The 23926-nt window shown below is 72.5% G+C and carries 12 protein-coding genes; 11 read left to right on the top strand and 1 reads right to left on the bottom strand.

Annotated elements, in window-relative coordinates; translation table 11 throughout:
- Positions 1–28: 28 nt before the first annotated feature.
- The 9 genes from ACRAKI_RS19785 (at position 29) to ACRAKI_RS19745 (ending at position 6948) form a co-directional block, all read left to right on the top strand.
- On the top strand, positions 29–298 hold the full coding sequence (locus ACRAKI_RS19785) for a GlsB/YeaQ/YmgE family stress response membrane protein (RefSeq protein WP_447001985.1): 270 nt from the start codon (positions 29–31) through the stop codon (positions 296–298).
- A 124-nt stretch (positions 299–422) separates the two neighbouring features.
- Positions 423–1178, top strand: coding sequence for a TerC family protein (locus ACRAKI_RS19780; protein WP_447001984.1), 756 nt, complete (start codon positions 423–425; stop codon positions 1176–1178).
- Between the two features lie 140 nt (positions 1179–1318).
- Positions 1319–2218: a KPN_02809 family neutral zinc metallopeptidase gene (gene ypfJ / locus ACRAKI_RS19775; RefSeq protein WP_447001983.1), complete on the top strand. Its 900-nt coding sequence runs from the start codon at positions 1319–1321 to the stop codon at positions 2216–2218.
- 93 nt (positions 2219–2311) lie between these two features.
- Positions 2312–2506, top strand: a complete 195-nt coding sequence (locus ACRAKI_RS19770) for a PspC domain-containing protein (protein WP_447008462.1) — start codon at positions 2312–2314, stop codon at positions 2504–2506.
- A gap of 668 nt (positions 2507–3174) precedes the next feature.
- A complete protein-coding gene (locus tag ACRAKI_RS19765; RefSeq protein ID WP_447001982.1) occupies positions 3175–3393 on the top strand; it encodes a hypothetical protein in 219 nt (72 codons plus the stop codon).
- Positions 3394–3626: 233 nt separating this feature from the next.
- Positions 3627–4151 (top strand): hypothetical protein, encoded by a 525-nt coding sequence (locus tag ACRAKI_RS19760; protein ID WP_447001981.1) that lies wholly within the window; start codon positions 3627–3629, stop codon positions 4149–4151.
- A gap of 5 nt (positions 4152–4156) precedes the next feature.
- Positions 4157–5374 carry a cytochrome P450 gene (locus tag ACRAKI_RS19755; RefSeq protein ID WP_447001980.1) on the top strand — a complete coding sequence of 406 codons (1218 nt, stop codon included), beginning with the start codon at positions 4157–4159 and terminating at the stop codon, positions 5372–5374.
- Positions 5371–6597 carry a condensation domain-containing protein gene (locus tag ACRAKI_RS19750; RefSeq protein WP_447001979.1) on the top strand — a complete coding sequence of 409 codons (1227 nt, stop codon included), beginning with the start codon at positions 5371–5373 and terminating at the stop codon, positions 6595–6597. Before ACRAKI_RS19755 ends, ACRAKI_RS19750 begins: the two co-directional genes overlap by 4 nt.
- Before the next feature lie 141 nt (positions 6598–6738).
- Positions 6739–6948 carry a hypothetical protein gene (locus ACRAKI_RS19745; protein WP_447001978.1) on the top strand — a complete coding sequence of 70 codons (210 nt, stop codon included), beginning with the start codon at positions 6739–6741 and terminating at the stop codon, positions 6946–6948.
- A gap of 185 nt (positions 6949–7133) precedes the next feature.
- On the opposite strand, the gene ACRAKI_RS19740 is transcribed toward ACRAKI_RS19745, so the two are convergent.
- The gene (locus ACRAKI_RS19740; protein ID WP_447001977.1) at positions 7134–7973 is read right to left on the bottom strand and encodes a universal stress protein; all 840 of its coding nucleotides are present in this window, start codon (positions 7971–7973) and stop codon (positions 7134–7136) included.
- A gap of 515 nt (positions 7974–8488) precedes the next feature.
- Between ACRAKI_RS19740 and ACRAKI_RS19735 the strand changes: the two genes are divergently transcribed.
- Together ACRAKI_RS19735 and ACRAKI_RS19730 are read left to right on the top strand one after the other, a co-directional pair.
- Entirely contained in the window at positions 8489–9829 is a 1341-nt protein-coding gene (locus ACRAKI_RS19735) for a serine hydrolase domain-containing protein (protein ID WP_447001976.1), read from the top strand.
- A 127-nt stretch (positions 9830–9956) separates the two neighbouring features.
- Positions 9957–23924: an amino acid adenylation domain-containing protein gene (locus ACRAKI_RS19730; RefSeq protein WP_447008461.1), complete on the top strand. Its 13968-nt coding sequence runs from the start codon at positions 9957–9959 to the stop codon at positions 23922–23924.
- The last annotated feature ends 2 nt before the right edge of the window (positions 23925–23926 follow it).

Here is a 23926-nt window from a genome sequence, read left to right as displayed (position 1 = left end):
TCACCCAACCCTCGTGCAAGGAGTGGACATGCCTGTTTCCGGACTCATCAGCGCACTGGTCGTGGGTCTGATCATCGGTGCGCTGGGCCGGCTCGTCCTGCCGGGCAAGCAGAACATCCCGATCTGGCTGACCATGCTGATCGGTGTGATCGCCGCGATCGTCGGCACGTTGCTGGCCAACGCCCTCGGTGTCGGCGACACGCGCGGCATCGACTGGATCGAGATCATCATCCAGGTCGCCCTCGCCGCGGGCGGCGTCGCCCTGGCCGCGGGCATGTACGGCCGCAAACGGATCTGACACCCCCACCAGACCGGCGCGGCAGGCGGCCACTCCCATGACACGCCTGCCGCGCCGCCGCCTTCGTCAATGCCCGCCGCCGGTCACCACCGGGGACAAGGAATAGGCCCGCACAATGGAATGGATGCTCAGCCCCGAGCTGTGGATCGCTTTCAGCACCCTGCTGCTGCTGGAAGTCGTGCTCGGCATCGACAACGTCGTGTTCATCTCGATCCTCGCCGGCCGCCTCCCGGCGCACCAGCAGCAGCGCGCCCGCGTCCTGGGCCTGTCCCTGGCGCTGATCACCCGACTGCTGCTGCTGGCGTCGCTGTCCTGGGTCATCGGCCTGACCGCGCCGCTGTTCACCGCGCTGGGGCAGGAGATCTCCGGCCGTGACCTGATCCTGCTGCTGGGCGGGCTGTTCCTGCTCGGCAAGGCCACCTACGAGATCCACGAACAACTCGAAGGCGCCGAACACGGCAGCACCCGCAAGGCGGTGTCGTTCGCCTCGGTGATCGCCCAGATCCTCGTGCTCGACGTGGTGTTCTCCCTCGACTCGGTCATCACCGCCGTCGGCATGGTCGACGAACTCGGCATCATGATCTCCGCCGTCGTGGTCGCGATGGTCATCATGCTGGTCTCGGCCAGGACGATCAGCGAGTTCGTCAACCGGCACCCCACGGTCAAGATGCTGGCCCTGTCGTTCCTGCTGCTCATCGGCGGCAGCCTCATCGCCGAAGGCTTCGACCAGCACATCCCCAAGGGCTACGTCTACGGCCCCATCGCCTTCTCCATCCTGGTGGAGTTCCTCAACCTCCGTGCCCGCGCCAAACGCGCCCAGCAGCCCGTGCACCTGCACCCCACCTACGTCAAGAACGACCAGACGTCCCCGAAGGAGTGACCACCAGCCGGGCACACCACGCGCAGCCGGCACCACACCGCGTCACCCGGTACCCGCGACCACCCTGATCGTGCGCCGCGCCGCCCTCGGCGGTACTCATCCGCCCGAACCCTGCTCGACAGCACCGAAAGGACACGCGGGTGCAGTTCAACGCCGATGCCGAACTCGACACCTCCCAGGTCACCGACCAACGCGGCATCGGTGGCCGGGCCACCTTGGGCGGCGGTGGACTCGGCATCGTCGGCCTGATCATCTACTTCGTGCTCTCCCAGATCGGTGGCACCCCGCAACTGCCCGCCGGCCCCGGGTTCGGCGACGTCAACCGCGGCCAACAGGTCGGCTCCGAGGCCATCAGGACCAAGTGCCGCACCGGCGCGGACGCCAACCGTGAAGCCGACTGCCGCGCGGTCGCCTTCATCAACTCGACCCAAGCCTTCTGGACCGACCAGTTCGCCCGCTCCGGGCGCACCTACCAGCCCGCGCAGACGAACTTCTTCTCCGGCGGCGTGCAGACCCGCTGCGGCAACGCCACGTCCGCCGTCGGCCCCTTCTACTGCCCCGCCGACGCGCAGGTCTACATCGACCTGACCTTCTTCCAGGAACTGCGGCAGAAGTTCGGCGCCACGGGCGGCCCGTTCGTCGAGGCGTACATCCTCGCCCACGAATACGGCCACCACGTCCAGAACCTGATGGGCACCACCGACCGCGTCCGCACCCGCCAGGGCCCCACCTCCGACTCCGTCCGCCTGGAACTGCAGGCCGACTGCTACGCCGGCGCCTGGGCGCACCACGCCACCACCACTCCCACCGCCTCCGGCCAACCCCTGATCATCGGCGTCACCGACCAGGACGTCGCCAACGCCCTCGACGCCGCCTCCCGCATCGGCGACGACTACATCCAGCGCGAACTCGGCGGACGCATCGACACCACCCAGTTCAGCCACGGCACCTCCGCCCAACGCCAGAAGTGGTACACCACCGGCTACCAGACCGGTGACCCCGCACGTTGCGCCACCTTCGACACCGACGACCTCGGCTGAACTCCGCGTCCCGGACCGGCTCGCCCCGCCACCCGACGCGGCGGGGCGGCATCGCGGTGCACTGGACCCACAACCCACAACCCCATGACGGAGATGACGGACATGACGAGTTCGACGTTGAGCAGGCCGGTCGACAACCGCAGGATCGCCGGCGTGTGCGCCGGCCTGGCGCAGCGATGGGGTCTGAAGCCCGGAACGGTCCGAATTCTGTTCGTGCTGTCCTGCCTGCTGCCCGGCCCTCAGTTCCTGATCTACATCGCACTGTGGATCATCCTGCCGTCCCGCTGACCACCCGCCGAGCACCAGCGGACGGTGTCGAACCCCTGGCCGTACTTGGTGTCGAGGTCGCGGGTAGGAAGCGCAAGGACTCCATACGCGTTCCGAGGTCGTCGGCGAGGTTTCCGGCGTGCTGGTTGTCAATGGCGCCGGCGCCATCGCCTGAGGGTGTCGGGCGGGCCGTTGACGTGGCCGGTCGCGATCCGGTCGCGCGTCCCGGGGTCGAACCAGGGAACCTGGAGATATGAGCTCCGGGTGGACACCGGGCCACGCGCGTCACCGCTCACGCCGAGCGCTTCCGGCTTGAGCGGTGCTTGGGGTGACCGACCGGCTTCGCACCGGCTTGAACCAGAGTCACGATTTGGCGCCTCGTCAACTTCGGCCTCGGTCGCAGTCGTCCCACCAGGAGACGGACCCGGCGGCTTCGGCTGCTGCGGTGCGGCAGAACTCGGCTCCGATGGGGCCTTCCTGGAAGGTGCCGTGCAGTGGGGGTGTAGTCGATCCAGCCCTCGCTGAACACCAGCGGCACGCCGGTCTCAGCTGCCCGGTCGGCGGCGGCGTCAGGTGGTGAGCTGTTGTCGCATGGCGGCGCGGTGGGTGCTCCGACGTCGTACCGGCGCACGCGGCTGCCGTAGCTGCCGCCCGACGGGCCGAATCGCAGTGCCGAGGTGTCGATGCCGGTGCCGGACAGCAGCAGCGGCATCGCGCAGATCCGCACGGTGTTGCAGCCCCGGTCCACCGACTCGGCGAACGCCCGACCCGCTCGGCCGGGAACCGGCGATCCGGCTCCAGCGGATGGACCGGCCACGGCCGCAGCACAACCGCGTCCACAGTGGAGCCTGATCGTCGCGCACGACGAGGCGGATCAGCGGGTCGTGGACGCGCTGGCGGGACGCTGATCAGCGGCCCGGCGGCGCGCGTTCTGGGTCCAGGCCGCCGCCGGGGGGGCAACGAGGTGTGCGTGTGCACCGGCCGGACCGCGACTGACCCGGTCACTGGCAGTGACGCGGGTGACGCGGACTGTCGCCTTTCGTGCGTCCGTGTCATCCGATCCGGGCGGTGCGGCTGGGCGAACCCGGTCCTACGCTGGCGAACAGGCCGATGACCTGGCCGGCAGCGCAGGGGAGAAGGCATGCATCGATTCGCCGTTCTGTCGTCACTGTCCGCCATCATCGTCGCGTTCGCGTCGCACGCGCCGGTGGCCCATGCCGCTCTGCCCACCCTGGTGTTCTGCGGGCCCGGCAGCGGTTCGTCCGAGTTCACCCCCGGGTTGACCACGACCCCCAGGCCGACCGAGATCACCGGCAGCGGCGATCTGGGCCCCTGCGTCGGCGACGCCGAGATCAACGGTGCCACGTTCACCTTCCACGCGACCAGCCCCGCATTCAGCTGCACCGCGGGCGATGCCGAGGGCACCATCGAGATCACCTGGTCGCCCACCGGGGAGACGAGCACCGTCGACTACGTCGTCAACCGCTCGGTGCGCCCGAACGACGAGATGGTCTCGATCACCAGGGGGACGATCTCGGCGGGCCGGTACGCGGGCGCCGCCTTCGCGGGCGAGTCGGTCATCGTCCCCCCGCCCCCGTTGGCGTGCCTGTCTGAACCCGGGGTGCCGAACGCCATCGGCGCCGGCAACGCGGCCGTCATCCAGTAGGCGCCGTGCCGGAACCGGCGGGGCTGATCCACTCGTTGCTGTCCCCGCGTTCCTGCCCCGACCCGTACGCCGTCTACCGCGCGCTCCGCCACGACGGTCGGGTGCACCACTTCGCGCCGTTGAACATGTTCCTGGTCAACGGCTACGCCGACTGCGCCGCGCTGCACCGGGACCGCGGGCTGCTGGTCATCGACAGCGCCCTGCACGAGGAGCGCCGCCTGGGGCGGTGGCCGGAACAGGTCCTGCACTCGATCGACCAGTGGCCGGTGTACCGGAACCCGCCCGCGCACGCGGCCTCGCGGCAGGTGCTGGTGAAGCACTTCGCGCCCGCGGTGGTCGACGGCCTCCGTCCGGTGGTCGAGCGGCAGTACGAACGGGAACTGGCCGAGGTGGTTCGCCGGGGCGCGAACGGCGCGGTCGTGGACCTGCAACCGCACCTCGACCGATTGCCCATGGTGGTGATGTCCACGATCCTCGGCCTGCCACCAGCCGACCTGCCGCGCCTGGTCGAGATGGTGGCGGAGTTCTCGCTCTTCTTCGAGGTCGTGCTGACCGGTAGGCAGAAGCGGCGCATGGTCGACAGCCACGACCGGCTCATCACCTACTTCCTGGCCCTCATCGCCGAGCGCAGGCGCAGGCCCGACGGCGCTGTGGTGTCCAGCTTGATCGCGGAGCTGACCGGTCCGGGAGGGACGCTGTCGGACCGCCGGTTGGCCGGCATGCTGGCCGGGCTGCTGCTCGCCGGGTTCGAGACGACGGTCGGCCTGCTCGGCAACGGAGCGCACGCGCTCGCGACCCACCCCGAGCAGGCCCGGCTGCTGGCCGCCGAGCCGGAACGCGCCGACGCGGCCGTCGAGGAGGTGCTGCGCTGGGACAGCCCGGTGCAGGTGAACTCCCGCGTAGCCGGTCAGCGGCTGGACGTCGCGGGCGTGCCGATTCCGATCGGAGCGGTGGTCGCCCTGGTCTACGGCTCGGCGCACCGCGACCCCGACCGCTACCCCGACCCCGACCGCTTCGACATCACCCGGCCGGGGGTGCGGTCGCTGAGCTTCGGCACGGGCATCCACCACTGCCTGGGCTCGCGACTGGCGCGGATGGAGGCGGCGGTGGCCTTCGCCTGCCTTGCCCGCTTCCCCGCGCTGCGGCTCGCCGGGCAGCCGAAGCGGCGCAGTCCCGGCTTCACCATCCGGGCCTTCGAGACCCTTCCCGTCCGGGTGTCGTGACCCACCGGCTCACCGCGGCCCAGCGGGCGATCTGGTCCATGCAGGAGGACGACCCCACTTCTCCACTGTGGAACCTGGGCGGCTACCTGGAGATCGCGGGCCCGCTGGACCTTGACCGGTTCGCCCGCGCGGTCCACCGCGCCGCCGTCGAAGCCGAGTCGCTGGCGGTGCGGTTCGAGGCGGGCGACGACGGCCCGCGCCAGGTCGTGACCCACCCGCGATCCTGGCCGATACCGCTCGTCGACGCCGCCGCCGAACCCGATCCGCACGCGGTGGCCGAGGCCATGATGGTGGCCGAGCTGGAGCGGCCGATGCCGCTGCTCGACGGCCCGCTGTGCCGTGAGACCCTGTTCCGGGTGGCACCGGACCGGCACCTCTGGTTCCGCAAGGTGCACCACCTCGTGCTGGACGCCTACGGCTCCGTCCTCATCGGACGGCGGATCGCCGAGCTGTACGCCGCGCCGGACTCCGCACCGCCGTCTGGTTTCCCGTCCCTGGCAGAGCTGCTGGCCGACGAGAGCGGCTACGAGGCATCCGCCCGAGCGGCCCTCGACCGGGAGTTCTGGCTACGGCGGTTCAGCGAGCCCTACCAGGCGGTGAACCTCGCCGGTCGTGTCCCGGCACCGCCTTACCGCAGAGCCCTGCGCCGCAGCTGCTACCTGCCGCCCCGCGCGCAGGCGCTGACCAAGACTCTCGGCGCGAGCCTGACCGCGATCATGACCGCCCTGCTCGCGCACTACCTGTCGCGGCGGGCGGGTGTTCCCGAGGTGATCCTCCAGCTCCCCGTCACCGGGCGGCTCGGCCCGCTGGCCCGGCGCGGCACCGCCGTGCTCGCCAACCGGATACCGGTGCGCCTGTCCGTGCCGCCGACCGCCGGACCCTTCGACCTGGTCCCGCAGGTCGTCCGGGAACTCCGCGCCTGCCTGCGGCACCAGCGGTGCCGAGTGGAAGACCTGCTGCGCGACGCCTCGGGATCCGTGCCGTTTCTCGGACCGAAGGTCAACGCGTGGGCCAGGGGGTACGACATGGCACTGGCGGGAAGCCCTGTGCTGGAGCGGAACCTGAACAACGGCCCCGTCACCGACCTGTCCGTGATCATCTACCCCGAGCCGGACCAGCGCGGTCTGCTCATCCACATCGACGCGAACCCCGACCTCTACCAACCCGAGGACCTGGAGACCCACCTACGGCACCTGGTGCAGCCGCTGGCCGACAGCTTCTGATCCACCGCGTCCACTGCGAGCGGTCCTCCCTCCGGAGACGGTGTGCGTCGGCCGACACACAGGGTCGTGTTGCCATTCCGGTCTTGTCGGAGCGGTAGAGGTCGCGCCTCCAGGAGCAGGGTGTCATCCGGGCGGTCGGTGATGGGAAAGGTGCTGTCGGCGGGCACGACCTGTTACGGCATGTACGCCAATCCCAAGAGCGGTAGTCAGGGCAGCACCGTCCCGGACGACGAGGTCGTCGGCTGGGACTTGCACCCGGGCGGTGGACCCGGCGAGCAGGGCGACGTGCTGTTGTCCTACCTGTACCGGAACCAGGCGCTCGCGTACTGCTTCGCGTACGCGGGGTTGTAGCCCGCCGACGATCGCGCGGTCAGCGGGCCGCCGGACGCGTGGATCGGTCTTCCCCCACGGGACTGCCGGAGCTGACGCCGGCGAGGGAGCTGTCGAGATCGGTTGTGGGTCTTGCCGATGACGGGGTCGGCGGGCTCGCTGTCCGGGGTATGGGCCCGGCAGGGTGTCCGCGTCCACCGCCGGTGTCACTTCGCCGGGGGGAGAGGGCTGTCGCTCGCCGACCGGGGGACGACGACCAGCGGTCCCACCAGCACAACCGGGCCCGTTCCGCGGCGCAGCAGCCGGTGGCCGGTGGAGGTGTCCGTGGCGGTCGGGCTGGAGCCGATCACCAGCATCGAGGCGAGCACGGCATGGCGGGCGAGGCCGGTGGCGGGGCGTGACCTGGCCATCCGCACGTCCACCGGCACGGAGGGGTGGTGCACCGCGCAGGCCTGGGTGGCGGAGAGGGCGGCTTGGGCGATGTCCGGGATGGCGACCGGCGCGGCGGAGTGGTCGTCAAGCGTGCAGCACACCACCCGCAGCCCGGTGTTCAAGGCCGCGGCGAGGAGGAACGCGGCGCGCAACGTGCGCTCGGCCAGGGCGTCGCCGCTGATGCCGACCGCCACGGGGCGGTCGGTCGGGGCGGGGTGCTCCGACCCGACGTCGGCCGGGGCGGCGGTGACCGGGCACCGGGACCGCGCGCTCACGGTGGCGGCGAGCACGCTGGCGGCGTCCGGGGCGGGCCCGCCCACAACGATCATGTCGGCCGTGTGGGACTCGGCGATCAAGGCGCGCCCGGCGGAGGCGACGACCACGCGTGCCGAGACGCCCAGGAGCGGTGACGTCTCGTGTAATCGCGCGGCCAGCTCGTCCAGGCGGGCTCGGGCGGCGTGCACCTCGGCGAGGTCCCGGCACGCGTGCACCAGCCGGAGGCCGCGGCCCCGCTGAAGGGCGTGGCGTGCTGCCCAGCGCGCCCCGGCCAACGACGCCGCGCTGAACGACACCCCGGCCACCACCGGGGACGCACCATCGAGTCGTGCCGTCATCCTGTGCCTCCAGACCCGCCCGGCGGTCGACCGGCGTGTTCGGCGCGAGCCGACGCAGGGGACGTAGGTGCAGCCTTCCGACCGCGTCGGACTGTATCGGCCGCGTGAGTTTCCGTACGCGGGACCCCGCGGCTATTTGCGAACGCTGACCGGAGTCTTCCTCGCATTAGTGGGGCGGTTATCTCGCACGACTGCGGAGGGTGCGGTCCAAACATGGCGTTCGGGTGAATCTGCAAGGGAGGGTGGATGCTTTGCGTTGTCTATTTACCTCGATCATCTATTCATTGTCACGATCGGCGACTTACCACCCATTTGGCGGTCGCGCATACGGGGTGTGAGGGTGAGCATGGGTCCCGCGATTCATCATGACGTGTACTGGGTTGCCATCCGAGCGGCCGGGGGATCACCGAGGGGCCGGGTCGGGAAATGTGAACATGTTTCGAATCGAGGGGATTGGTCAAGCATGGGGGTTGAGATGAGTGATGTCCATCAGTGATCTCCATCAGTGAGGAAAAATGTCTTCAGACGACCTGTCCGAGAGATTCGAGAGGGCCGCACGGGGCAACGACGTCACCGGCGCCCAGCTGGCGGTCCTGCGCCAAGGCGAGTTGCGGACGTACGAGTTAGGCGAACGGGAGCACGGGACCGGCGAACCCATGAGCGGTTCGACCAAGGTGCCCGTCGGCTCCATCACGAAGACCTTCACCACCACCCTGCTCATGGCGCTCGTCTCCGACGGCGACCTGGACCTCGACGCACCGGTCGCCGAGTACCTGCCGGAGATGCACCGGATCTCGGGTGACCTCGTCGACCTGCTCACGACGCGCCACCTGCTCAGCCACACCGGGGGCCTCGCCGCCGACCACATCGCGCCCACGGAGGCCGACCACTTCCCGCTCGGCGACTGCTTCCTGGACACCCTCCAGCGGCCGGGCGTCGGCTTCTCGTACTCCAACCTCGGTTACGTCCTCACCGGGCACCTGGTCGAAGCCCTGACCGGGATGACCTGGTGGGAGGCCATGCGAGCGATCGTGCTCAAGCCGATGGGGATCACCGCCGCCTCCATCGTGACGCCGGACCTCTCGGCGTCCGCGCCGTCCGTGGCGACCGGCCACGCGGTGAACCGGGCACGCGGCCTGGTCCGCAAGGTCGAGCAGACGCTCGAACCGGCGGAGGCGCCGGCGGGCGCACTGGCCTTGAGCGCCTCGGACCTGGTCGCGCTCGGCCGGATGCACCTGAGTCCCGAGCACGGCGGAACGGCGGCAGGCCCGGTGGGCCAAGCCGAGTTGGCCGAGATGCGCCGCCCCGTCCCCTACGCGGACCCGTTCGGCCTGGCCGACGGGTGGGCTCTCGGGCTCGCGTTGTTCCGCAGCGGCGCCACCACCTGGCTCGGTCACGACGGCATGGCAGACGGCACGTCGTGCTACCTCCGGGTCGACCCGACCGGGGGCACGGTGATCGCGCTCACCACGAACGCGGGCAGCGGCTCGGCGATGTGGCGGGACCTCGGCGCGGAGCTGCGGTCCACCGGGCTGAACATCAGCGCCTACCACGCGTTGACGGGCGAGGAACGCCGGATAGCGCCACCGCGCGACTGCGTCGGTGACTATGTCAACGGCGACACCGTGTACTCGGCCGTCATTCGTGGCGACCAGGTCCAACTGGTCGTCGACGGTGATTCCGCGGCCACGTTGACGCTCTACGAAGGCCTCGTGTTCTCGGTCACGGACGTGACCACCGGCGAACAGGGTTATGCGGGCCGTTTCCTGCGCAACGCCCGCGACGGCCGGGTGGACCGGATCCAGATCGGCGGCCGGGTGGCCGCCCGGAGGCGGCGCGCGCGAGAAGCCGCCTGAGATCGGGGCCCAACCCGGCCCGCCCATTCTCGCCGATCATTTTCGCGTGGGTTCCGCCGCGCCCGAAAAGAGTGGACCGCACATGTCGCCTCACCACGCACCGCCACGGCCCGCGGGGAACCCGATGATCACCACCGTTCCCGGCCTGTTCGCCGAGTGGGTGCGGCGAACGCCGCGGGCCACCGCGGTGGTCGCCGACGACGTGGCGTTGAGCTACGCCGAGCTCGACGACCGCGCCACCCGCCTGGCCCGTCGGCTGACCGGGCTCGGTGTGCGGGCGGAGCGGCCGGTCGGGGTGTTGATGGAGCGTTCGGTCGACCTGGTGGTCGCCCTGCTGGCCGTGGTGAAGGCGGGCGGGGCGTACCTGCCGCTCGACCTGCGCGCGCCGGCCGATCGCCTGCGGCCGGTGCTGGCGGCGGCGGACGTGCCGGTCCTGCTGACCGACCACGACCGGGAGACCGCGGCGACCGCGCTGCACCCGGGGCACGTGGTCGTGGTGCGGGCCGATGACCCGCCGGTGGCGGAGCCGGCGGGGGACCTGGTCGGTCCGCACCCCGACACGCTCGCGTACGTCATGCACACCTCGGGTTCGACGGGGGTTCCCAAGGGCGTGGCGGTGCGCAACCGGGACGTGGTCGCGTTCGCCTCGGACGGGCGGTTCTCCGGCGGCGGTCACGATCGCGTCCTGCTGCACGCACCCTTGGCCTTCGACGCCTCGACCTACGAGCTGTGGGTGCCGCTGTTGCGCGGTGGCCGGGTGGTCATCGTCCCACCCGGTGACGTGGACGGGCACGTGCTGCGGCGGATGATCGCCGAGCACGGGATCACGGGCGTGTTCCTGACCGCGGGGCTGTTCCGCATGGTCGCCCAGGACGACCCGGCGTGCCTCGCCGGCGCGCGTGAGGTGTGGACCGGCGGTGACGTGGTTCCCGCGGGCGCCGTCCGCCGGGTGCTGGAGGCTTGCCCCGGCCTGGTGGTGGTGGACGCCTACGGCCCCACCGAGGTCACGGTGATGGCCACGGCGCACGCGATGTCGGACGTCCGCGAGGTCCCCGACGTGGTGCCGATCGGGCGGCCGCTGGACGACAAGCGGGCCTACGTGCTGGACGACGACCTCAGGCCCGTGCCGGCCGGCGAACCGGGTGAGCTGTTCGTGGCGGGCGCGGGACTGGCCCGCGGCTACCTCAACCAGCCGGGGCTGACCGCCCAGTGGTTCCTCGCCGACCCGTTCGCCGGGCCGGGCGAGCGCATGTACCGCACCGGAGACCTCGTGCGGCGCCGTCCTGACGGCGTGTTCGAGTTCATCGGCCGGGCCGACGACCAGGTGAAGATCCGCGGCTTCCGGGTCGAGGTCGGCGAGATCGAGTCCGTGGTGGGCAGGCACCCGCGCACCGCGCAGGTCGCCGTGGTGGCCCGCGAGGACAGACCCGGCGTCAAACGCCTCGTCGCGTACGTCGTGCCCACCGATGGCGGGCCGCTGCACGCCGACGAGTTGCGGGCGCTCGCCCTGCGGTCGCTGCCCGACTACATGGTGCCCTCGGCGTTCGTCACCCTGGACCGCCTGCCGTTGAACGCGAACGGGAAGCTCGACCGACGCGCCCTGCCCGCTCCCGGCCGCGGCGCGTCCGCGGGGCGCACGGCGCCGCGCACCGAGGCGGAGAAGGCGGTCGCGGCGATCTGGGCGGACGTGCTGGGGGAGGAGCCCGGTGTCGAGGACGACTTCCTGCACCTGGGCGGCGACTCCATCCAGGCCATCCGGGTGATCTCCCGCGTCCGCACGGCGTTCGGCGTCGACCTCTCCTCGCGGGCGGTGTTCGAAGCGGGGACCGTCGCGGGCCTGGCCGAGCTGCTGGCGGACCGGCTGCCCACCGACGCGACCCCTCCGATCCCGCGCGCACCCCGCGATCGGGCGCTGCCGTTGTCGCCCGCGCAGCAACGGCTGTGGTTCCTGGACGAGCTGAACCCCGGCAGCTCCGAGTACAACACCGGTGTCGGGCTGCGGTTGTCCGGGGCCCTCGACGCCGACGCCCTGCGGACCGCGCTCGACGGGCTGGTCGCCCGGCACGAGGCGCTGCGGACGACCTTCGACACGGTCGACGGCCAGGGCGTGCAGGTGGTGGCGGCACGAGGGGAGCTGCCGCTGCGGGTGGTCGACCTGACCGTCGGCCCGGACACCGCCCTGGACGAGGTGCTGGTCGCGGAGCTGACCGAGCCCTTCGACCTGCGACGTGGTCCGCTGGCCAGGGCGGTGCTCGTGCGGCTCGCCGCCGACGACCACCTGCTGCTGCTCGACCAGCACCACATCGTCACCGACGGGTGGTCGGTCAGGGTGCTGGTGGACGAGTTGGTCGAGCTGTACCGGGCCGCGCTGAGAGGAGCCCCGGCCGCGCTGCCGGAACTGCCGATCCAGTACCCGGACTTCGCGGTGTGGCAACGCGCACGGCTGGCGGACCCGGCCCTGGACGGGCACCTGGACCACTGGCGGCGCGAACTCGCCGGCCTCGACGCCCTCGACGTGCCGACCGACCGTCCCCGACCGGCCGTGCGCACCACCTCCGGATCGGTGCACCGCGAGGCGTTGCCCGCGGCACTGGTCGACCGCCTGGCAACGGTGGGGCAGCGCAACGGCGCCACCCTGTTCATGACCCTCACCGCCGCCGTCCAGGTGCTGCTGTCCACCTACGCCGGCCGCCGCGACGTGGCCGTGGGCACCGCCACGTCCGGCCGCGACCGGACCGAACTGGAGAACCTGGTCGGGTTCTTCGTCAACACCGTGGTGATCCGGTCGACGGTGGACCGCTCGCAGACGTTCGGCGGGTTCCTGGGGGCGGTGCGGGAGACGATGCTCGACGCGTTCGCCCACGACCAGGTGCCGTTCGACCGGCTGGTCGAGGAGCTGCGCCCCGAGCGCGACCCGAGCCGGACACCCCTGGTGCAGGCGCTGGTCCTGCTGCAACAGGAGGTGGTGCGGCCGACGCGGGTGGACGGGCTGCTGATCGCCGAGCACCACCTGCCCAGGCCCGCCGCCCGCTTCGAGCTGCTGGTGGAGTTCTGGCCGCGGGGCGACTCGGTGGACGTCTCGGTCGAGTACAACACCGACCTGTTCGACGCGAGCACGGTCGAGCGGATGACGGGCCACCTGCGGGTGCTGCTCGACGCGATCGCGACCGACCCGGACCGGCCCCTCGCCGAACTGTCGCTGCTCGGTCCGGCCGAGCGGCGGCAGGTGCTGGAGGGCTGGAACGACACCGGCCGCGAGCTGCCGCCGGCGACGGTCGTCGACCTGTTCGCCGAGCAGGTGCGGCGCACGCCGGACGCCACCGCGGTGATCGCCGAGGGGACGGCGCTGACCTACGCCGAGCTGGACGCGCGCGCCAACCGGCTGGCCCGCCGGCTGCTCGGTCTCGGTGTCCGCGTCGAGGACCCGGTCGGGCTGCTGGTGCGCCGCTCGGTCGACCTCGTCGTCGCCGAGCTGGCCGTGCTGAAGGCCGGTGGGGCGTACGTGCCGCTGGACACCAGATCGCCCGCCGACCGGTTGCGCGTGCTGCTGGTCGAGACCGGTGCGCGGGTCCTGCTCACCGACCGGGTGTGGCTGGACACCGCCAACGAGGTCCACAGTGGACAGGTCGTGCCGGTGGACGCCCAGGACCTGTCGGACGAACGGGCCACCGACCCCGGTGTCACGACCCACCCGGACAACCTCGCCTACGTCATGCACACCTCCGGCTCGACCGGGGTGCCCAAGGGCGTGGCGGTGCGGCACCGCGACGTCACCGCGCTGGCCCGTGACCGGCGGTTCCGCGCCGGCGCGCACGACCGGGTGCTGCTGCACTCGCCGTCCGCGTTCGACGCCACGACCTACGAGCTGTGGGTGCCGCTGCTCAACGGTGGCCGGGTGGTCGTCGCTCCGCCCGGTGACCTGGACGTCGACGTGCTGCGCCGCGCGATCAGCGAGCACGGCGTGACGGCGTTGTGGCTGACGGCGGGGTTGTTCCGGGCTTTCGCCCAGGACGACCCGGCGTGCTTCGCCGGCGTGCGCGAGGTGTGGACCGGCGGTGACGTGGTCCCGCCGGCCGCCGTGCGGCGCGTGCTCGGGGCCTGTCCGGGGCTGACCGTGGTGGACGGGTACGGCCCCACCGAGACCACGACGTTCGCCGCCTCGCACCCGATGTCGGACTCCCACGAGGTCCCGGACGTGGTGCCGATCGGCCGACCGCTCGACGGCACGCGGGTCTACGTGCTCGACGAGGAACTGGCCCCGACGCCGATCGGGGTGGCCGGTGAGCTGTTCATCGCCGGCGCGGGCGTGGCCCGCGGCTACCTGGGCCGGCCCGGCCTGACCGCGCAGCGGTTCCTGCCGGACCCGTTCGGCCGGGTGGGCGAGCGGATGTACCGCACCGGGGACGTGGCGAGGTGGCGACCCGACGGCACGGTCGGGTTCGTCGGCCGCACCGACGACCAGGTCAAGATCCGCGGCTTCCGGATCGAACCGGGCGAGGTCGACACCGCGCTGACGCGGCACGGCGGCATCGCCCAGGCGGTCACCGTCGTGCGGCCGGACGACACCGGCCGCAAACGCCTCGTCGCCTACGTGACACCGGTGTCCGAGCCGCTTGAAGCGGCGTCGCTGCGCGAGTTCCTCGCCCGCGCGCTGCCCGACTACCTCGTGCCCTCGGAGTTCGTCACCGTGGACGCGCTGCCGCTGGACGCGAACGGCAAGGTCGACCGGCGTGCCCTGCCCGCACCCGACTGGGGCGCCGGCGTGACCGGCGGCTACGTGCCGCCGGCCGCGGGCGCGGAGGCGGAGCTCGCCCGGATCTGGGCGGAACTGCTGAACGTGGAGCGGGTCGGCGCCCAGGACGACTTCTTCGAGCTCGGCGGCGACTCCATCCTCGGTATCCAGGTGGTGTCGCGGGCGCGCGCGGCCGGGCTGGCCCTCACCCCCGGCGACCTGTTCCGGCACCCGACGGTGGCCGGCCTCGTCGCCGCCGTGGTCGAGCCAGGAGCGGTCACCGCCGAACAGGGCGAGGTGACCGGCGACGTGCCGCTCACCCCGATCCAGCGCTGGCTGTTCGACACCAACGCCGTGCGGCCGGAGCACTTCGACCAGTCGGTGCTCGCCGAGCTGACCGAGCAGCTCGACGAACAGGCGTTCCGGCGGGCGCTGCGGGCGCTGGTGGAGCACCACGACGCCCTGAGGATGCGCTTCACGCGCACCGGGCAGGGGTGGCGACAGCACAACGCGCCGGTCGAGCCGCTCGACGTCCTCACCCGCCTCGACCTGTCCGTCATGGACTCCGCGGCGCAGGACAGGGCGGTCGCGGCGATCAAGGCCCGCACCCACGCGAACGTCGACCTCGCCACCGGCCCACTGCTCAGGGCGGTGCTGTTCGACCTGGGCGGCGGACGGAGACCGTTGCTGTTGCTCGCCGTGCACCACTTGGTGGTGGACGGCGTCTCCTGGCGGATCCTGCTGGAGGACCTGACCACCGCCTACGGCCAGGCGACGCGAGGCGAGGCGGTGCGGCTCGGCGCCAAGACGACGTCGTTCCGCGACTGGGCGCGGCGGCTCACGGCCTTCACCGAGGCGGGCGGCTTCGACGACGAGGCCGACCACTGGACCGCGACCACCGGTGCGGACCCGTCGCTGCCGGTCGACCACCCGGGCGCCGCCACCGCCGGTTCTGCCCGCGCGCTGACCGTGCGGCTCGACCAGCGGACCACCAGGGCGCTGCTGCGGGACGTGCCCGGCGTGTACCGGACGCAGGTCAACGACGTGCTGCTGAGCGCGCTGGGGCGGGTCCTCGCCGAGTGGACGGGCCGTGACCGCGTGCTGGTCGACCTGGAGGGCCACGGCCGCGAAGACCTGCTGGACGACGTGGACCTCTCCCGCACGGTCGGCTGGTTCACCTCGATGTTCCCCGTCGCGCTGGACGTGCCGGACGGTGACTGGGGCGGCGTGCTCAAGTCGGTCAAGGAGCAGCTGCGCGCGGTCCCGCGCCGGGGCCTGGGGTATGGCGCGCTGCGCGCGACCGCCCTGTCCGGCGCGCCCACTCCCCGGATCAGCTTCAACTACCTCGGCCGGCTGGACTGGTCGTCAGCCGGTGGGGAGCTGGTCCACGCCGTGCACGGCAGCTTGGAGCTGGACAGCGCCGCCGACGCTCCGCGGCCGCACCTGCTGGACGTGGTGGGCGCGGTGGAGCACGGCTGCCTCGAACTGAGCTGGTACTACAGCGACGGGGTGCACGACGAGGGCACGGTGCGGCGGTTGGCCGAAGGGCTGGCGGATGCGCTGCGCGAGGTGGTGGAGCACTGCGCTCGTCGCGGTGTGGGTGGGCGGACGCCGTCGGACTTCCCGTTGGCGGGCTTGGACCAGGCGGCGGTGGACCGCCTCGTCGGTGACGGTCGCGGGGTGGAGGACGTCTACCCGCTGACCCCGATGCAGACCGGGATGGTGTTCCACAACCTCGTCGGCACGTCCACGTCCGGGGCCTACTTCAACCAGGTGCGGTTGCGGTTGTCCGGTGTGGCAGACCCGCAGGCGTTGGCCACCGCGTGGCGGCGGGTCGTGGACCGCACGCCGGCGCTGCGCGTCGAGGTCGTCTGGGAAGGGCTGCCCGAACCGCTCCAGGTGGTGCGCCGGGACGTCACCCTGCCGGTCGCGCACCTGGACTGGACCGGGCTGTCCGAGACCGCCCGCGAACGGGCGCTGCGGGAGTTCCTGGACCGCGACCGCGCCGCGGGCCTCGACCTCGGCGCCGCCCCGTTGACCAGGCTGGCGATCGCCGTGCTGGGCGACGGCGAGGTGGCGGTCGTGTGGACCTTCCACCACGTGCTGCTCGACGGCTGGAGCGCCGCCCGGGTCTTCACCGAGGTGTGCGAGCACTACGCCGCGATCACGCGCGGCCTGCCCACCGCGCTTCCCGAGCGGCGTCCCTTCCGGGACTACCTGCACTGGCTCGACCACCGGGATCCGGCGGAAGCCGAGCGGTACTGGCGCGGGGTGCTCGCCGGGTTCGACTCGCCGACCGCGCTGCCGTTCGACCGGCAGCAGGTCGAGGCGCACCGCGCCGAGTCGGGCGCGACGGTCGGCGTCACGCTGACGTCCGGGCGGACCGATCGGCTGCGCGACTTCAGCCGGCGCAACGGGCTGACCGTGAACACGGTCCTGCAGGGCGCGTGGGCACTGCTGCTGGCCCGCTACGGCGGCACGTCCGACGTCCTGTTCGGCACCACCGTCTCGGGTCGGCCCGCCGACCTGGCCGGTGTCGAGTCGATGGTCGGCATGTTCATCAACACCGTGCCCACGCGGATCACCGTGCCGCACGACGTCGACGTGCCGTCGTGGCTGCGCGGGATCCAGCGTGACCAGGCCGAGTCCCGCCGCTTCGACCACGTCCCGCTGACCAGGGTGCGGGGCTGGAGCGGACTGCCGGGCCGCGGCGCCCTGTTCGACAGCATCCTGGTGTTCGAGAACTACCCGTTCGACGCCGACGCGCCCGCCGAGCACGGGCTGCGCATGCACGACGTGCACGCGCACGAGCCGACCAACTACCCGCTCGCCGTCATGGCGACGCCCGGCAGGGCGCTGTCCATCGCGGTCGACTACGACCCGGCCCTGTTCGACGAGCGGACGGCCGAGCGGGTGTGCCGGCACCTGGAGGTGCTGCTGGGGCAGATCCCGGACGCCTCGGACCGGCCGGTCTCGGAGCTGTCCCCGCTGGACGACGCCGAACGCCACCAGGTGCTGGTGGCGTGGAACGACACCGGCCACGACCTGCCCGCCGGCACGCTGCCGGACCTGTTCCACCGGCAGGTGGACCGGTCGCCGCACGCCACGGCGCTGATCGCCGACGGCGTGCGGCTCGACTACGCGGAGCTGGACAGCAGGGCGAACCGGCTCGCCCACCGGCTGATCGGGCTCGGCGTCCGCGCCGAGGACCGCGTCGCGGTGCTGGTGGAGCGGTCGGTGGAACTGGTCGTGGCGGAGCTGGCGGTGGTGAAGGCCGGTGCGGCGTACGTGCCGCTGGACACCAGGGCTCCCGCCGACCGGATGCGGGTGGTGCTGGCCGAGGCGGGGACCTCCGTGCTGCTGACCGACGCGACGTGGCAGGACACCGCCCGGACGGTCCACGACGGGCACGCGGTGCTCGTGGACGGGTCGCTGGAGGACGAGCCGGGCGGGCGACCCGAGGTGCGGTGGCACCCGGACAACCTCGCCTACGTCATGTACACCTCCGGCTCGACCGGCAAGCCCAAGGGCGTCGCGGTGCGCCACCGGGACGTCGTGGCGCTGGCCTCCGACCGGCGGTTCCGGGGCGGCGGGCACGACCGGGTGCTGCTGCACTCGGCGTCGGCGTTCGACGCCACCACGTACGAGCTGTGGGTGCCGCTGCTCAACGGCGGTCAGGTCGTGGTGGCCCCGGCCGGCGACCTCGACGTCGAGGTGCTGCGGCGGGTCACGACGGAGCACGGCGTGACGGGCGTGTTCCTGACCTCCGGGCTGTTCCGGTTGGTGGCGCAGGACGCGCCGGACTGCCTGGCCGGCGTGCGCGAGGTCTGGACCGGCGGCGAGGTCGTCCCGGCGACGGCGATGCGCCGGGTGCTGGCCGCCTGCCCCGGTCTGGTGGTCGTCGACGTCTACGGACCCACCGAGACCACGACCTTCGCCACGCAGCGGACGATGACCTCGGTGGACGAGGTGCCCGACGTCGTGCCGATCGGCCGGCCGATGGACAACACGCGGGTCCACGTGCTCGACGGCGACCTGCGGCCGGTGCCGATCGGTGTCGTGGGCGAGCTGTTCATCGCCGGCGCGGGTGTCGCCCGCGGCTACCTCGGACGGCCCGGCCTGACCGCGCAGCGGTTCCCCGCCGACCCGTTCACCGGGGGCGGTTCCCGCATGTACCGCACCGGAGACCTGGTCCGGTGGACCGCGGCGGGTGAGTTGGACTTCGTCGGGCGCGCCGACGACCAGGTCAAGATCCGGGGCTTCCGGATCGAGCTGGGTGAGGTGGAAACCGCACTGCTGCGCCACGACGACGTGTCGGAGGCCGTCGTCGTGCTCCGCGAGCACGCCGGGCGCAAGCGGCTGGTGGCCTACTTCGTGCCCAAGGGCGACGAGCCGTCCGACGCCGGGCTGCGGGGCTTCCTCGGGCACGTGCTGCCGGACTACATGGTGCCCTCGGCGTCGGTGGCGTTGGACCGGCTGCCGCTCGACCGCAACGGCAAGGTCGACCGCAACGCGCTGCCCGACCCGGACTGGGGCAGCACCGGTGCCTCCTACGTCGCACCGCGCACCGAGGCCGAGCGCACGCTGGCGTCGATCTGGGCGCAGGTGCTCGGTGTCGACCGGGTCGGCGTCGAGGACGACTTCTTCGAGCTGGGCGGCGACTCGATCATCAGCATCCAGGTGGTGTCGCGCGCCCGGCAAGCAGGCCTCGGGCTGATGCCCAGGGACCTCTTCGCGCACCCCACGGTGGCCGCGTTGGCCGCCGCAGCCCCGGTGACCGGCGTGCCGGACACCGCGCCGCGAGGACCGGTCAGCGGCGAGGTCCCGCTGACCCCTGTCCAGCACTGGTTCCTCGACCCCGGACCGGCTCGGCCGGAGCACTTCGACCAGTCCGTGCTGCTGGAGTTCGCCGGCGAACCGGACCGCGAGGCGCTGCGGCAGGCACTGGACGCCCTGCTCTCCCACCACGACGCGCTGCGCACGCGCTTCGAGCGCACCGGCAGCGGGTGGCGGCAGCACATCCCGCCGGTCGAGCCGGTCGACGTGCTGGAGGTGCACGACCTGTCCGCCGCGGACGACCCCGAGCGGCGGCTCGACGCGGTCACCGACGCCGCCCGTCGCGGCTTCGACCTCGGTCGCGGGCCCCTGGTCAAGGCCGTGCTGGCCGACTTGGGCGCGGCCCGGTGGACGTTGTTCCTCGCCGTGCACCACCTGGTCGTGGACGGCGTGTCCTGGCGGATCCTGCTGGAGGACCTCGACACCGCGTACCGGCAGGCCCTGGGCGGTGAGCCGGTCCGGTTGCCGGACCGGACCACGTCGTTCCGGGACTGGGCGCACCGGCTGGCCGAGCACACCGCGTCCGGCGGCTTCGCCGACGAGGCGGACCACTGGAGCGCGGTGGCCGCCGGCGTGGACCCGACCGTGCCCGTGGACCGGAGGGGCGCCAACACCGCCGACACCGTGCGGACCGTCTCGGTCGGGTTGGACGAGGCGCTGACGCGGGCGTTGTTGCAGGACGTGCCGGCGGTCTACCGGACGCGGGTCGACGACGTGCTGCTCGCCGCCCTGGCGAGGGTCCTCGGCCGGTGGACCGGCCGAGACCGGGTGCTGGTGGAGCTGGAGGGGCACGGCCGCGAGGAGGAGGTCCTGCCCGGCGTCGACCTGTCCCGCACGGTCGGCTGGTTCACCACGATGTTCCCGGTCGTCCTAAACGTGCCCGACGCCGACCGGGAGCCCGGTGACTGGGGCGCGGCGCTGAAGTCGACCAAGGAACTCCTCCGGGCCGTGCCCCGGCGCGGCATCGGGTACGGCGCGTCGCGCCACCTGGCGCAGACCTCGGGTGAGCAGCCGGACCCGGCGGTGAGCTTCAACTACCTCGGGCGGTTCGACTGGTCCGAGTCCTCCGGCGGGAGCGCGTTCCGGGTGACCGGCGGCCTGCGCTCGGACGCCGCACCGGACACGCCCCGGCCGCACCTGCTCGACGTGGTGGGTGCGGTGGAGGGCAAGCGGCTGGAGTTCACCTGGTACTACAGCGAGCAGGTGCACGACGAGGCCACCGTGCGGCGGTTGGCCGAGGAGTTGGCGGATGCCCTGCGCGAGGTGGTGGAGCACTGCGCTCGTCCCGGTGTGGGTGGGCGGACGCCGTCGGACTTCCCGTTGGCACGGCTGGACCAGGCGGCGGTGGACCGCCTCGTCGGTGACGGTCGCGGGGTGGAGGACGTCTACCCGCTGACCCCGATGCAGTCCGGGATGCTGTTCCACAGCCTGTCCGAGGGCGACCAGCGGCTCTACTTCGAACAGCTCTCGTTCGTGCTGGAGGGCGTCACCGACTCGACCGTGCTGGCCAGGGCTTGGCGCGAGGTGGTCGAGCGGACGCCGGTGCTGCGCAGCCGGGTGGTCTGGGAGGGCGTCGACGAGCCGTTGCAGGTGGTGTGCCGCGACGTGGCCGTGCCGATCCGTGAGCTCGACTGGACCGGGCTGTCGCCCGACGCCCGCGACCGGGAGTTGCGGGACCTGCTCGACCTCGACCGGGCCGCCGGCGTCGACCTGGCCGCCGCGCCGCTGCTGCGGGTGGTGCTGGCCCGCCTGTCCGACACCGAGGTCCGTGTGGTGTGGACGTTCCACCACGTGCTGCTGGACGGCTGGAGCGTCTTCCAGGTGCTGTCCGACGTCTTCGCCTGCCACGCCGCGCTCGCCGGCGGTCGCCGTCCCGAGCCCACCGGGCGACGCCCCTTCGGCGACTACCTGAAGTGGCTCGCCGAGCAGGACCCGCGCGAGGCCGAGGACCACTGGCGCCGGGTGCTCGACGGGTTCGCGACGCCGACCCCGCTGCCCCTCGACCGGCCGGCGGAGCGCTCCCACGCCACCCGCTCGACCGAGTGGGTGATCACCGAGCTGTCCGGTGCGGACACCGGGCGACTGCGGGAGTTCGCCCAGCGCAACGGCCTGACGCTCAACGCCGTCGTGCAGGGCGGCTGGGCGTTGACCCTCGCGCGCTGCGGCGGCCGGCACGACGTGTGCTTCGGCTCCACGGTGTCCGGCCGACCGGCCGACCTGCCGGGCGCGGACACCATCACCGGCATCTTCATCAACACCGTGCCGGTCCGGGTGGACGTCGCCGACGACCTGGGCGTGGTGCCGTGGCTGCGCCGGTTGCAGTCGGCCCAGGCGGACGCCAGGCGGTTCGACTTCGTCCCCCTGGGCGAGTTGCAGGGCTGGAGCGAGGTGCCGAGCGGGGTCAGCCTGTTCGACAGCATCCTGGTGTTCGAGAACTACCCGGTCAACCACGAGGCGGCGTCGGTCCACGGCCTGGCGATGCGCGACCTGCACGCCGTCGAGACCACGAACTACCCGCTCAGCGTCGGTGTCCGGCCAGGCGAACGGCTGTCCATCGCCCTGGGCTACGACCCGGCGCTGTTCGACCCGGCGACGGTCGAGCGGATGGCGGACCGCCTGGCCCGCGCGCTGGACGGACTGGCCGCCGACCCGGACCGCCGCCTGCGCGACGTCGAGGTCGTGGGCGAGGCCGAGTTGCGGGACCTGGTGGTGGAGCACAACGCCACCCGCCACCCGGTGCCCGAGGGCACGGTGGCGAGCCTGTTCGCCGAGCAGGCCGACCGGGCGCCCGACGCCACCGCCGTGGTGGCGGACGGGGTGTCGCTGACCTACGCCGAGCTGGAGGTGCGGGCCAACCGGTTGGCGCACCGGCTGGTCGACCTGGGCGTCCGCCCCGAGGACCGGGTCGGCGTGCTCCTGGAACGGTCCGCCGACCTGGTCGTGGCCGTGCTGGCGGTGGCCAAGGCGGGCGGCGCGTACCTGCCGCTGGACGTCCGGGCGCCCGCCGAGCGGATGCGGCTGGTGCTAGACCAGGCGCGCTCGTCCGTGCTGCTCACCGACGAGCGGTGGCGGGCGACCGCGAGCGAGGTCCACGCCGGCCGGGTCGTGGTGGTCGACGCGTCCGGCGAGCGCGACGACCGGCCGGTGGTCGCGCTGCACCCGGACAACCTGGCCTACGTCGAGTTCACCTCCGGCTCCACCGGTGCGCCCAAGGGCGTGGCCGTGCGGCACCGGGACGTGGTGGCGCTGTCGTTCGACCGCCGCTTCGACGCCCACCGCAGCGTGCTCGTGCACTCGCCGCTGGCGTTCGACGCCTCCACCTACGAGCTGTGGGCGCCGCTGCTGCGCGGCGGCCGGGTGGTGCTGGCGCCCCCGACCGACCTCGACGCCGACCTGGTGCGGCGGCTGATCACCGAGCACGGCGTCGACGTCGCGTTCCTGACCACCGGGCTGTTCCGGGTCCTCGCCCAGGACTCGCCCGACTGCCTGGCCGGGCTCGCCGAGGTGTGGACCGGCGGCGAGGTCGTGCCCGCGTCGGCGATCCGCCGGGTGATGGAGGCCTGTCCCGGTCTCGTGGTGGTGGACGTCTACGGACCGACCGAGACGACGACCTTCGCCACCTGCCACCCGCTGTCCGACATCGGCGAGGTGCCCGACGTGGTGCCCATCGGCGCGCCGATGGACAACATGCGTGCCTACGTCCTCGACGACCGGTTGCGCCCGGTGCCGGTCGGCGTGCCCGGCGAGCTGCACATCGCCGGCGCAGGGCTGGCCCGCGGCTACCTCGACCGACCCGGCCTGACCGCCGAGCGGTTCCTGGCCGACCCCTTCGGCGAGCCGGGGGAGCGGATGTACCGCACCGGCGACGTCGTGCGGTGGCTGCCCGGTGGCGTGCTGGAGTTCACCGGTCGTGCCGACGACCAGGTCAAGCTGCGCGGCTTCCGGATCGAGCTCGGCGAGGTCGAAGCGGTGCTGGGCCGCCACCCCGACGTCGGCGGGCTGGTGGTGATGGCGCGGGAGGACGTCCCCGGCTCCAAGCGGCTCGTGGCCTACGTCGTGCCCGCCGGCGGGGCGCGGGCACCCGACGCCGAGGAGATGGCGGCCTTCGCGGCGCGGTCCCTGCCCGACTACATGGTCCCTTCGGCGTTCGTCGTGCTGGACCGGTTGCCGTTGAAGTCCAACGGGAAGGTGGACCGGACGGCGCTGCCCGCCCCGGTGGACGCACTGCCGGCGGCGGCGTACGTGGCGCCCCGGACCGACACCGAGCGGGTGCTCGCCGCGATCTGGGTCGAAGCGCTCGGAGCGGACCGGGTGGGCGTCGAGGACGACTTCTTCGCCCTCGGCGGCGACTCCATGCGCAGCCTGCTCGTCACCTCGCGCGGCCGGGCCGCGTTCGACGTGCCGCTGACCCCGCACGACGTGCTGACCAGCCGCACGGTCTCCGCACTGGCGCGGGTGGTCGAGGAGAAGGTCCTGATCGAACTGGAACGAGTCGCCTTCGGTGACGACGCCGGCAAGCACCTGTGAGG

Source organism: Saccharothrix isguenensis (assembly GCF_052936305.1).
The sequence above is the reverse complement of the archived record's forward strand: the minus strand, read 5'-3'. Positions and strand labels throughout refer to the sequence as shown.

What these genes read in the sequence shown, in the direction of transcription:
- ACRAKI_RS19735 (WP_447001976.1), top strand. Translation starts at nt 8,489, where the DNA reads ATGTCTTCAGACGACCTGTCCGAGAGATTCGAGAGGGCCGCACGGGGC.
- ACRAKI_RS19760 (WP_447001981.1), top strand. Translation starts at nt 3,627, where the DNA reads ATGCATCGATTCGCCGTTCTGTCGTCACTGTCCGCCATCATCGTCGCG.
- ACRAKI_RS19785 (WP_447001985.1), top strand. Translation starts at nt 29, where the DNA reads ATGCCTGTTTCCGGACTCATCAGCGCACTGGTCGTGGGTCTGATCATC.
- ACRAKI_RS19745 (WP_447001978.1), top strand. Translation starts at nt 6,739, where the DNA reads ATGGGAAAGGTGCTGTCGGCGGGCACGACCTGTTACGGCATGTACGCC.
- ACRAKI_RS19770 (WP_447008462.1), top strand. Translation starts at nt 2,312, where the DNA reads ATGACGGACATGACGAGTTCGACGTTGAGCAGGCCGGTCGACAACCGC.
- ACRAKI_RS19780 (WP_447001984.1), top strand. Translation starts at nt 423, where the DNA reads ATGCTCAGCCCCGAGCTGTGGATCGCTTTCAGCACCCTGCTGCTGCTG.
- ACRAKI_RS19740 (WP_447001977.1), bottom strand. Translation starts at nt 7,973, where the DNA reads ATGACGGCACGACTCGATGGTGCGTCCCCGGTGGTGGCCGGGGTGTCG.